Genomic DNA, 12,524 nt, shown 5'->3' with positions numbered 1-12,524 from the left:
ATTATTTATTGTTGAAACTTACTTTAATTTTCCCTGCATACGGATTGAAATCGAAAAGAACTTTATCTCCGGAAATATGTGCGGAAAGCTGCTTTTTACCTTGTTTCACAGACACCTTTTCTACTGCTTCTCCCACAAGCACCATGGTTAATGGTTCTGTATATATTTTCTTGTCCAATGTCATTTCAGGAGTAATCGTCAATCCCCTCTTATGTGTGGAAACGTTTAATCGAATATCATCCCTCTCCCTTATATAAGCAGCCACTTCACGAAACGTACCTACCCAAATCTTATCTTCCAGACTTTTCACTTTATCCAAGTGTTCCCAAAACAACGAAGGTTCCTTAAAAGCATCATATCCGTAATTGATTCCATGCGTCATACCTACTCCCCACTCCTCTTTCGTCATTAAATCATCCAGCCATTTGGCAAATCGTTGAGGGCTAGATTTTCCGCCAATCGAAATCTGTTTGGTACGTGTTCCCACTCTGTTTTTAGAAGCCAGCGCAACGATCTCATCTGTCTTATAGTTATATGGATAACAATAAGTGACAGGCATCACACCTATATTGGCAAAAATCGCACTATCATTCTTCTCTATTTCAGATTTCACTTGTTCCAAGGTCAAACGCTTCGCATTCTGATGTGACCAGCTATGATTGGAGATTTCATGTCCGTTCTTTGCCATTTGCTTTAGTTCATCCCAAGTCATTCGAGGTAACTTGGATGATGCCCCTTGTTCCGTATAAAAACCGCAAACCCAGAAGGTTCCTCTAAAGCCACGCTTTTCCAATTCCGGCGCAGCCACTGTGGAATGTTCTGCCAAACCATCATCAAAAGTATAGGTGATAGCACAAGTTTTGTCCTGCTTATATTTGGCAACGTAAACTTTCCAATTGGCAGCTGATAGGGTACTTATACCCAAAATATAGAAAAAAGAAGTCAGAATAAATAAAGAAAGTGTTTTCATGATTCTATTAAATGATTAAAGATATGAATATGAAAGCCATAGTCACACACTATTTACCCTGCAAAGATAGGTGTACCTTCCCTATTGTACAATGGACTATTGTACACAAATACAAGGACTATTATTCAATATAAAGGTCCGGAAGCGAAATGGATAAAAATCTGTTCTACATGGAATCTCCTTCACTATTCACACCACGCTGATAAACCGATGGTGCTACCCCAAACTGTGCTTTAAAGCATTTACTGAAATAGAAAGGATCACTGATGCCTACCTTGTAAGAGACTTCCGCAACCGTCAGATTATCTTCTGACAGCAATAACTCCGCCGCTTTCTTCATGCGCACCACACGCAAATATTCATTAGGCGAATATCCTGTTACGCCGCGTAATTTCCGATAAAAAACAGTTCGTCCCAACTTCATAAGCTGCGCAAACTCGTCAATAGAAAATTCCGGGCGGGCAAGATTCTGTTCGAGAATGGCAGCCAAACGGTCTGCAAATTCTTTATCCCGGTCGGTAGTACACATAGCCGGACGCACAATACCCGGTTCACTGGAGAACTTCTCACGCAATTTATCGCGCTGCTCGATCAAACGGAATACACGTGCCAACAGCAGTTTAACGCTGAATGGTTTGGCGATGTATGCATCCGCACCTGCCTCAATTCCTTCCAGATGCTTTTCCGGTGAGTTCAACGCAGTCAGAAGGATAATGGGAATATGACTCGTATCAAAATCTGTTTTTAGTTTCTTGGTTACTTCAAATCCGGTCATACCCGGCATCAGAACATCACAGATAATCAGGTCGGCATCATACGTACGGGCCTTTTCAAATCCGGACGTGCCGTCGGCAGCCACTTCCACTTCAAAGTATGCGCCGATTTCTTCCCGTAGAAACTCACGGATATCATTATCATCTTCAATAATCAGCACTTTCCGTTTATTCAAAGGAGCAACCATCTTTTCCGGGTCAGGAAGCTCTTCCGAAAGCTGTAACAAATGATGTGCGTGACCATCCGCCTCTTTCAGCAATACGTTGCCCGGAACAAGGAAGTCTTTCTCCGAATACACCGTCTTATCTGTCGGAATACATACGGTAAATACAGAACCGCCACCTTCATTGTCTTTATATTCAATCGTGCCTTTATGTACCTGCACCAGTTCGTGGCTCAAATGCAGACCGACCCCAATACTGTCACCGGAGAAATTACTCTGCATAAACCGCTTGAACAATTCGTTCTGTTTCTCTTTAGGAATCCCCACTCCTGTATCCGAAACCTGAATTTGCAATGTTTGTTTCCCTTCGTCCACATTCACCGAAAGAATAATCGTTCCGTTGGAAGGAGTATATTTAAATGCATTTGAAAGCAGGTTATAAGTCACCTTATCCAAATTTCCTTTATCAATAAACATCTTATAAGATGGCACCGAAGGCAAGAAACGGAAGTTCATATTCTTCTGTTCCGCCACGTCGCCGAAACTCAAGAATATTTCATAAAGGAAAGAGATGACATCCGTTTCCTCTAAAGAGAGTGCCAGCTTATTATTCTGCATCTTTCTAAATTCCAGCAACTGATTGATAAGCCTCAACATACGCTGCGTGCTCTTATCCATTGTTTTCAGCGGATATATCAATTCACGCGGGATATCAGTCACACGTTGAATCTTCTCCAATGCTCCCTGAATCAAGGTAAGCGGAGTACGGAATTCATGAGAGATATTGGTAAAAAACACCAGTTTATATTCTGTCAACTGCTTTTCTACATTGATGCGGTTACGCAAGCCGTTAAAGTTACGAACGATACGGAAAGCAAAGTACAAGGCTATGATTAATAACAGCACATAACCCAGCATTGCCCAAGTCGTTTTCCAGAATGGAGGGACAATTACAATTTTCAGTGTAGTCTCGCTATCATTCCAAACACCTGATCCATTGCTCGACTTGACGTGAAGTATATAAGTTCCCGGATTAAGATACTTAAACGAAGCAAAATTCAGAGGAGAAGGAGCACTCCATCCCTGATCGTAATTTTCCAGCCAATACATATATTTGGTATGGCCGCTATCCGAATAATCAAAAGTAGAGAAATCTATCAAGAATGAGTTCTGAAAAAACTTTAGGGTTATTTCGTCCGAATAAGCCAACGATTGCTTTAACGGAGAGTCCTCCATCTGCGGATTCATCTGGGTTCCATTGACATATAAATCCGTGAAAACAACCGGGGAGAAAGTTTCGTTATCCTGTATCTTTTCAGGATCGATCACTATTAATCCGTAGTTTGTGCCAAAAAGCAGTTTTCCATCTTCGCGCATACAGGCACTATTCTCACTATACACATTTCCCAATGTATAGGAAGAAAAGAAATAGTTTTCAAAAGAATGGGTAGCCGGATTAAATTTGGAAATACCATATTCGGTGGCAACCCAGAGATTCCCCTTTTTATCTCCCAGAATAGACTGGATTACATCGTTAACCAATCCTTCGGAAGTTCCGTAATGTTCATATTTCAAAGAGCAATAGTTATCCTGCGGCTCACAAAGATTCAGTCCCGAACCGGACGTACCAATCCACATCCGCCCTTCCGTATCCCGATAGATACACTTGATTTCATTACTGCAAAACTTTCCGTTTGTATAACTGAAAAGATGATAATTATCAGCATCTGCAATCAATGAATCCGGATGAAAAATACAAATACCCTCACTGGTTCCTACCCACACCATCCCATTTGCGTCTTCTTCTATCACACGCACCATTCTCATCCCGAATGTTTGCTGGAAGAAATGACGGAATTTATATTTACCGTCGGGAGTAGGTTCAGCCAGTTCCAGCCCACCGCCAAATGTTCCTATCCACATGCGGTCTTTACGGTCGCGATAAATGGCAAAAACGTTATTATCGGATAAGGCTGTCAAATCAGAAGGATTATTATAATACCAGGTGTCCCCCACTTTGAGACCATTTCCACGAGTTCCCATCCACATTCGTCCCTGTTTGTCTTCGGTGAGAGCATAGATATTAGAATGGAAATATTGATTGGTCATTTTCGAATGAAGGCTCGAATCAAAGGTGTATAATCCCCCCTTACGCGTACCTACACAGATATCCCCATTAGACATTCTGGTAAGCATACGGATGGTGTTCGACCGGTCGAACAAATCACGGGATTCGGGATAGATACGGGAAGTTCCTTCATTCAATACGGAAATACGGGACAAGCCTGAATATTCCGAAGCTACCCAGATGCCACCGGCACGATCTTCCATCACATATTGCAGGAAATCCGAACTGATATGACTCTGGTCATTAATGTTCGCCACAAAATGCTCCAGTTTATCTTCGGCGGTATTATAAGCGAAAAGCCCATTTCCATAGGTCGAAATCCAAATAATTCCCCGAGAATCATGGACGATATGATAACGTTCAAAGTCGATATAACTTATCTTATCCTGGGGAATCAACTGGAAATCCTTACTCTCTCCGGTTTCGGCAAGCACGTATGTAAGCCGTCCCGTATGATTGTATATCCAATAATCTCCACGATTATCACGTATCAATTCTCCCTTTTTAATATTCAAACGAGGATCTGCGGCCATCTCTCCGGTAGCAAACTTATAAGTATATACTCCGGTAGTAGTCAGGATCACCCACTTATCTTTCAACAGGAAATTTCCGGTTGGCGATGTCGCCCCTGCCACAGTGGCAAGAGAAGCCAACTTTTGCATCTTTTGAGTAGCCTCCTGATAATAATAGATATCTCCATCTGCTGTAAGGAAATACATATCGTCCTTATAGGACAGCGAAGAAGTGAAGTGGATTAATCGGTCTTCTATCCGATATTGTCCGTTGGAGACAGAAACCAGTCCGCATTGAGTGCCGATCCAGATACGGCCACTGGCATCCTCATTCACAAATTTCACCCGGTTATCCGGCAGATTTCCACGTTCGGTCCTGAATACGGTAGATGTCATCTCACCATTTTTCTGATGTACCATCTTCCGGCAGCCATTTCCCGAATGGGAAAGCCAGACATCTCCGTTAGCAGCGACAAAAACCGTTGAATAATTCTGCCTTAACTCGCCACAACCGGTATAGTCCACAAAACGGGCACGTTGCAAATCATAGCAACTATATAATTCAGGTGTAGTAGAAATCCACAAAAAACCATCTTTATCTTCTGTCAGATCGTAAATACGGTTGTCTGCCAAAGATACCTCATCACCGATTTCCGGACGGAAAGTGAGAAAAGAGTTGCCATCATAACGACTTAACCCGTTCAAGGTAGCCAGCCACAAAAAACCTTTACTATCCTGATAAATATATCGAATAGAGTTATTGGGAAGGCCGTCACTCGTTCTCATTTGTGTAGAACGAAGCTCAATTGCACTATAAGCATTCAACACAAAACTAACAAGAAAGGTAAAGATCAAAAGGTGTCTTTGCATCATATAGATTCCAAGATTAATAATAAATGTTGGACAAAAATAGTCAAGATAGTTGAGATAATGAAAGAAACGGCTCACCTAATTACTAAAAAATCAATCCATGTGGAATACTTCCGGCAAAGGAATGGACACCGGTGAGTTGTCCGGATTCACTTCCATGATATCCGCCATATAGTCCCACCATTTCTGCACAATCTCCGTATTACCCAAGTCCTGCGAACCGGCCTCACCTTCCGTTTTCTGGAAAGCAAACAGGATATTGGTCTCCTTATCCCAATAAATCGAATAGTCCGACACTCCGTTTTTGGAAAGCAATGCTTTCAATTCAGGCCAGATGGCAGCGTGTCTTTTCTCATATTCAGCTTCACATCCGGGTTTTAAATACATTTTAAAAGCTTCTCGTTTCATGGTTCTATCTATTTAAAGTTAATCTTTCTTTTCTTCTGTATCGATGGCAAAAATAGGTGCAGTCGTCTTCTGTTTCACCTGATAATACTGAACGGCACTGTCATTCATCTGCGGGTACTGATTCTTCAATAGAGAGATCATTTCCGCACCTGCCCAAAGCACTGGTCCGTATCCATGTGCCGCATATACATTGACCGGACGATAGTAATAAAAAGCAGGATCGAAAGCCATCCCCGTACCCACACAAGTGCCTTCCACCTGACCTTCCGCATTGATCTTACCGGCCACGGCATGCCATCCCAAATGAGCGACAGGTCCATAAGCAATGGCATCAATCCAGCCTTTATTGATAGCATGCGCCAAACAGTATACGTAAATAGCCGTAGCAGACGTCTCCAGATAAGAATCATTCCGGTCGAGCAATTGATGCCAAAGCCCTTCTCCACTTTGCAAGGCAGTCACTCCGCGTACATGAGCCCGGAAATAATCCATCACTTTCGCACGTTGGGGGTAATCTTCCGGCAATACATCGAGCAATTCGCATGCTGTCAGCATAGCCCACCCATTGGCACGCGCCCAACAAAAGGCAGGATGATCGGTACTGCTTTCTACCCATCCATGACGATACAATCCTTTTTCAGGGATAAACATTCGGTCGGCAAATTGCAGGAATTGTCTCACCGCTTCTGCCAGATATTTATCTTTTTGCTCCTTGTCATAATAACTCATTTGTGCTACTGCCGGAATACCCATAAACATATCATCCAGCCAAAGTGTATTATGTTGCGGACGATTGCGGGCAAAAGTACCATCTGCCAACCGGTATTCTTTATTCTGAATAAAATCAAAATAGTTCTCAATTAATCCGTCTACAGGAAGTGAGCGGTCTTTCACACGGACTTTCACCATCGCTGCACACACAGCCCCGGCATCATCCAGGGCATGAGGAGTGAGGATTTGCAGCAGTTGAGGGTCTGTTGTACCTTTCTCTTCGTACACACGTTTAAAATGAGGCGCCACTTCCGCCAGAAAGCGGAAACGGTTCTGCACATAGTCCATGTAACGTTGATCGCCCGTGGCTTCGGCAGCTGCTATCAAGGCTGAATAGGTTACTCCCCATTCGTAACTTGCCAGACGGAAAGCACCACGTTCCAGTTGCGCTTCCTCTCCCATCGTGGTGTAGTCGGTAATCAGTTTACCTGTGTTCTTATCTACCACGCGTGCCGGAGTCTCCTTATCAATATAAGCAAATACACGATCTATATCTTTCTTGACCTGCCCGGGTGTCAGGTCACCATAAGTGCCCTGATAAGCAGGTTGCAGCAAATGCAAAGGAGTATTTGAATCATTCACTACCGTTTTCTTTTTCTGTGCACTAACCGGCAAAGTTGCCAGCAATAAAGCAATGGTTATGATACGAATATTCATAATCTATTTTTTAGGTATTTTACATCCTCTGAATACAGTGCCCTGAAGCTCCGGTCCGAAATAGAATCCGGGCTGTGTAGGCTGATTATAAGCCACATTCTGGGTAGCGATACTTATACGATAAATCGGATCTTCGAGGAAAGTATGAAAACGATAGTCGGTAGGAATAGTGGAGACGTAAAGCCGTAAAGCTGTATTATCAGCTGTACGCATCAGTATTTCTTCGCGCCAGTCACCTACGATATCTCCCTGAAGGCAAGGATTCGCTTTGGTTCCATTATTGGAAAGAGTTCCCTCAAAAATGGCTATGCGCTCACACACTCCTTTTTCCCAATTATATTTGCTGACCATATTTCTATCCAACAATTCACGCAACAAATCTCCATCCCACCAAACAGCCATATTACAGGATAAACCTCTTACCCGGTCTTTTACCACCTCTCCTTTCACATTCCTTATTCCTCCGGAAGCAACAGACCACATTTCAACGCCCGGTTGAGTCGGGTCAATATCAGCTGCCATACAACGCCCTACATCTGTATTGTCTTTAATCTGAAATAGAACTTCTCCGGTAGCTGCATCCCGATAGGTAGAACCATCACGTTTATTTTCATGACAATCCCATACTTGCAGCCCTTTACGAGAGGGGTCGAAATGAGTCAGATGAATGGCATCGCCGTGTCCCATTTTCGTGGTGTAGAGTCCTTTACCGTTATGGTCTATGGCGCATGAACCGTAGATGATCTCATCGCATCCGTCACCGTCCACGTCACCTACCCGCAGGTTATGGTTTCCTTGTCCGGCATAATCTTTACAACCGGGATTATTACTGTCGAATACCCAACGTTGTTTCAGCTCCTTTCCATCCCAGTCAAAAGCAGCCAAAACAGTACGTGTATAATATCCACGACACATCACTACGCTTGGGTGTATGCCGTCGAGATAGGCAACGCAGGCCAGAAAACGGTCGCTGCGATTACCACGACTGTCTCCCCAACCCATCAAGTCTCCTCTTACGGGCACATAATCAATTGTTTGCATCGCTTCTCCTGTCAATCCGTTAAAAACTGTCAGATATTCCGGTCCGGTCAGGATACGTCCTTGTTCATTCCGATAGTCAGCCTGCGCATCCCCAATCACTTTTCCTGTTCCATCCACCGTTCCGTCCGCGGTCTTCATCACTACTTCCGCTTTGCCGTCACCATCGAAATCGAACACCATAAACTGGGTGTAGTGTGCACCGGCACGTATGTTACGTCCCAGATTAATACGCCATAATAGTTTTCCGCTCAACTTATAGCAATCAACATATACTTCTCCCGTATAGCCGTCATGTGAATTATCATGTGCATTACTCGGGTCCCATTTCAGAATAATCTCATATTCGCCATCACCGTCCACGTCACCGATACTGGCATCATTCGGAGCATAAAAATAGTTTTGCCCTGACGGAGTCGTACCATCTTCGGGGCGGTTCAACGGAATATTCAGATAACCCAATGGGGCATTTGCCGGTAATTGATAGCTACTTTCCGTTTTACCTTCCCTTGCTTTCACGGTATAAAGTACAGATTCTGTCCCTGCATAGGCATCCTGAAAGAAAGTGGCATCCTTCAACGGGTGTTTGTTTATCTTTTCATCGTTCCTATAAATATCAAAAGATTCATTCATCGGGTCGGAAGACAAATAACGCCAGGAAACAGCCACAGTAGACGGATTCTCTCGGATAGCAATTACACCACGTCCCAGACGTTCGCGTTTCAACTTCGAAAAGTCATAGTTTGGCTGGGCTATCGAGAAGATAGCTATCAGGCAGAAACTAAAAAAAAGAGTTATGCACTTCATAGTTTTATCGATTAATCAAATTACAACACAAAAGTAAAGGACGCAGCCCATTGATAAAATAGAATATTGTACAGATATATGTAGAAATCATCATTAGACGTACTTTTAACACTATTTTCTGTCGTCTCGTGAACGAATTTAAAGACATTTGCACGGAAATCCATTGAAAAAGAAAAGAACGTCTCTTACCTTTGCCATAGAAATTAGTATAAACAGCAAATTAATAAAACAGAACTATTGTACCATGAAGAAACCACTATTCTTACTCTTTACAGGATTGCTTCTTTCTTGTCTGATACCAGTCCATACGGTCGCAGCACAAGAACTCCCGACACAAAAAGAGACTTTAGAGAATATCATAAAGGTTAATGACTACTTTATGAAAAAGTATGCCGATTACACTACTCCCAGTTTTTACGGTCGTGTACGTCCCAGCAATATATGGACGCGTGGTGTATATTATGAAGGATTGATGGCTCTCTATTCTATTTATCCGCGTGAGGATTATTATAAGTATACTTACGACTGGGCCGATTTCCACAAATGGGGAATGCGCAACGGCAATACTACCCGTAATGCGGACGACCATTGTTGCGGACAGGCGTACATTGATATCTATAAAATCTGCCCGTCAGACCCGAACATGATTCGGAATATCAAAGCAAGTATCGATATGGTGGTGAACACCCCGCAGGTGAACGACTGGTGGTGGATTGATGCTGTGCAAATGGCAATGCCTATCTTCGCTAAATTCGGAAAGATGACCGGAGAACAGAAATACTACGATAAGATGTGGGATATGTACTACTACACACGCAGCCAACACGATAAAACGGGTATGTTCAACCCCAAAGACGGCCTGTGGTGGCGCGATCAGGATTTTAATCCTCCATATAAAGAGCCGAATGGCGAAGATTGCTATTGGAGTCGTGGAAACGGATGGGTATATGCTGCCTTGGTACGTGTATTGGATGAGATTCCTTCTGATGAGAAACACCGTCAGGACTATATCAATGATTTCCTGACCATGAGCAAGGCTTTGAAGAAATGTCAGCGTGAAGATGGTTTCTGGAATGTCAGTCTTCACGACCCGACGAACTTCGGAGGAAAAGAGACTTCCGGTACAGCCTTATTTGTTTATGGTATGGCTTGGGGAGTCCGCAACGGATTGCTCGACCGTAAAGAGTATCTTCCCGTCCTTTTAAAAGCATGGAACGCTATGGTGAAAGATGCCGTACATCCGAACGGATTCCTGGGATATGTGCAGGGAACAGGCAAAGAGCCTAAAGACGGACAGCCGGTTACTTATAAGAGTGTGCCCGACTTTGAAGACTACGGAGTCGGTTGTTTCCTGCTTGCCGGAACAGAAGTTTATAAATTAAAATAACATACACAGTTTTTTCATTAGGTTTAAAGATAATCATTCATTAGGTTTAGTTAGAGGTTAGTTAGTAGCTAGTTCCCTCACTGACTGTTTAGACACCGGTCAGTGAGGGATTTCAAAGAAAACAGATTCATGAAAAACAAATTATTCCCGTATATATGTTGGCTGACAGCCATTACGTTCAGTTTGCAACTGCAAGCGCAAAATAAAGTTTCCGCTCCCATGGCAGATGTCAATCAGGTGGTTGACAACACGCTGGATAGCCTGAATAAAGCACGTACCTCGCGACCGGAAGCCGGTTCCAGCCGGAAAGGTGACAACCCTGTTCTGTTTCTGGTAGGTAATTCGACCATGCGTACCGGAACTTTAGGCAATGGCAACAACGGACAATGGGGATGGGGCTATTTTGCTGGTGAATATTTCGATTCCAACCGGATTACTGTTGAGAATCATGCGTTGGGAGGTACCAGCAGCCGTACTTTCTACAACCGTCTTTGGCCGGATGTAATCAAAGGTGTACGCCCCGGAGACTGGGTTATCATCGAATTGGGACACAATGACAATGGTCCTTATGACAGCGGACGTGCCCGCGCCTCTATTCCGGGAATCGGCAAAGATACGCTGAACGTAACCATCAAAGAGACCGGAGTGAAAGAAACCGTATATACATACGGGGAATATATGCGCCGTTTTATTCAGGATGTAAAAGCAAAAGGTGCTCATCCGATCCTATTCTCGCTTACTCCCCGCAATGCCTGGGAAGATAAAGACAGCACCATCATCACACGTGTCAACAAGACTTTCGGATTGTGGGCAAAGCAAGTAGCCGAAGAACAGGGGGTTCCTTTTATTGATTTGAATGATATCAGTGCCCGCAAATTCGAGAAGTTCGGTAAGAATAAGGTGAAATATATGTTCTACATCGACCGTATACACACAAGTGCTTTCGGTGCTAAAGTCAATGCGGAATCTGCTGCGGATGGAATACGTGCTTATGAGGGACTGGAATTGGCCAATTATCTAAAGCCCATTGAGAAAGATACTGTAACAGGTTCCAGCCGTAAAGATGGACGTCCGGTATTGTTTACCATCGGAGACAGTACGGTCCGAAATGAGGATAAAGACAAAAATGGTATGTGGGGTTGGGGAAGCGTAATCGCCGACGAGTTCAATCTGAATAAAATATCTGTAGAAAACCGTGCCATGGCAGGACGCAGTGCCCGCACTTTCCTGGACGAAGGTCGTTGGGATAAGGTATATAATGCTTTGCAACCGGGAGACTTCGTTCTGATTCAGTTCGGACATAATGATGCAGGAGATATTAATGTAGGAAAGGCCCGTGCCGAATTACGTGGTTCCGGTGACGAGAGCAAAGTATTTTTAATGGAAAAGACCAGTAAGTATCAGGTTATTTATACGTTTGGCTGGTATCTTCGGAAGTTCATCATGGACGTTCAGGAGAAAGGCGCCATTCCCATCGTTTTAAGCCATACTCCACGCAACAAATGGAAAGAGGGAAAGATAGAACGCAACACAGAGTCTTTCGGTAAATGGACACGTGAAGCAGCTGAAGCTACCGGGGCTTATTTCATTGATTTAAATAAAATTAGTGCCGATAAATTGGAAAAGGTTGGTATCAAGAAAGCGATTACCTACTATAATCATGATCATACGCACACTTCCTTGAAAGGAGCGCACATGAATGCGAAAAGCATTGCTAAAGGGTTGAAAAAGACCGATTGTCCATTAAAAGAGTATTTGAAATAATACGAAAGAGAATCCTGTAAAGATAGCAAAGGACTAAAGGGAAATATAGACTATCCGGACTGTTTAAATATTCTATCTTAAAAAAGGAATATTTAAGCAGTGCAGAATGGAGAAAACAGCATAGCAGATGAAGAAGAATAAAAAAGCTCCGACATTTGTCAACACGCAAATCCTCATTCTTATCATTTATAGAGTTTATCTAGCATTTCACACCTATTTTATCCTACAACACTTGCAAGTCGATATCGATTCAGGGATTAATCTTCCATTATGTT

7 protein-coding genes are annotated in these 12,524 nt (G+C 43.2%); 2 read left to right on the top strand and 5 right to left on the bottom strand.

What is annotated here, in order from left to right; translation table 11 throughout:
• Window position 1 precedes the first annotated feature (1 nt).
• From Bovatus_RS21645 to Bovatus_RS21625, 5 genes are all read right to left on the bottom strand, one after another.
• Window positions 2-970 carry a polysaccharide deacetylase family protein gene (locus Bovatus_RS21645; RefSeq protein ID WP_004301582.1) on the bottom strand — a complete coding sequence of 323 codons (969 nt, stop codon included), beginning with the start codon at window positions 968-970 and terminating at the stop codon, window positions 2-4.
• Window positions 971-1,136: 166 nt separating this feature from the next.
• Entirely contained in the window at window positions 1,137-5,420 is a 4,284-nt protein-coding gene (locus Bovatus_RS21640) for a hybrid sensor histidine kinase/response regulator transcription factor (RefSeq protein ID WP_004301581.1), read from the bottom strand.
• Between the two features lie 90 nt (window positions 5,421-5,510).
• Entirely contained in the window at window positions 5,511-5,825 is a 315-nt protein-coding gene (rhaM, locus tag Bovatus_RS21635; protein ID WP_004301580.1) for an L-rhamnose mutarotase, read from the bottom strand.
• 18 nt (window positions 5,826-5,843) lie between these two features.
• Complete coding sequence (locus tag Bovatus_RS21630; RefSeq protein ID WP_004301579.1) at window positions 5,844-7,253, bottom strand: glycoside hydrolase family 88/105 protein; 1,410 nt, start codon at window positions 7,251-7,253, stop codon at window positions 5,844-5,846.
• A gap of 3 nt (window positions 7,254-7,256) precedes the next feature.
• Window positions 7,257-9,098, bottom strand: coding sequence for a rhamnogalacturonan lyase (locus tag Bovatus_RS21625; protein ID WP_004301578.1), 1,842 nt, complete (start codon window positions 9,096-9,098; stop codon window positions 7,257-7,259).
• A gap of 244 nt (window positions 9,099-9,342) precedes the next feature.
• Here Bovatus_RS21625 and Bovatus_RS21620 point away from each other — a divergent pair, with 244 nt between their 5' ends.
• Window positions 9,343-10,485: a glycoside hydrolase family 88/105 protein gene (locus Bovatus_RS21620; protein ID WP_004301577.1), complete on the top strand. Its 1,143-nt coding sequence runs from the start codon at window positions 9,343-9,345 to the stop codon at window positions 10,483-10,485.
• A 129-nt stretch (window positions 10,486-10,614) separates the two neighbouring features.
• On the top strand, window positions 10,615-12,249 hold the full coding sequence (locus Bovatus_RS21615) for a rhamnogalacturonan acetylesterase (RefSeq protein WP_004301576.1): 1,635 nt from the start codon (window positions 10,615-10,617) through the stop codon (window positions 12,247-12,249).
• Window positions 12,250-12,524 lie beyond the last annotated feature (275 nt).

The organism is Bacteroides ovatus (assembly GCF_001314995.1).
GTDB lineage: Bacteria > Bacteroidota > Bacteroidia > Bacteroidales > Bacteroidaceae > Bacteroides > Bacteroides ovatus.
This window is presented reverse-complemented; position numbering and strand designations above follow the sequence as displayed.